The sequence below is a fragment of the Mesorhizobium sp. M8A.F.Ca.ET.181.01.1.1 genome, assembly GCF_004792025.1.
Lineage (GTDB): Bacteria > Pseudomonadota > Alphaproteobacteria > Rhizobiales > Rhizobiaceae > Mesorhizobium.
This window is the reverse complement of sequence record NZ_SRTV01000225.1, coordinates 1-305: the sequence shown is the minus strand read 5'-3', so window position 1 is coordinate 305 and position 305 is coordinate 1. Positions and strand designations below refer to the sequence as shown.

Genomic DNA, 305 nt, shown 5'->3' with positions numbered 1-305 from the left:
GGCACTACGTGCGTCAGCGGCCGAACCGGCATCGATGGCATGAAAGATGTCGCGGTGTTCACCGATGACACCATCGACGTGCGCCGGCCCTCGTTGCTTCAGAGTATTAATGCGGGCGATCGTCACGCTTTGGTTGAGCAGCAGGGACAGGTAACGCTGGAAGTCCGCGACCTTGCCATTGCCGCTTGCTGCCGCGACAGCACGGTGAAACTCGATGTCTGCGGCGACGCCCACATCCTGGCCGAGCTTGGTGCGATCCATCTCCTCTAGCCAGTGCCTGAGCGCGACGAGATCGGCTTGCGAAC

The 305-nt window shown here is 61.6% G+C and carries 1 protein-coding gene; it reads right to left on the bottom strand.

The features are described 5' to 3' along the window. A partial coding sequence (locus EN824_RS34370; protein WP_135933222.1) for an FCD domain-containing protein occupies nucleotides 1-305 on the bottom strand: 305 nt, incomplete at both ends.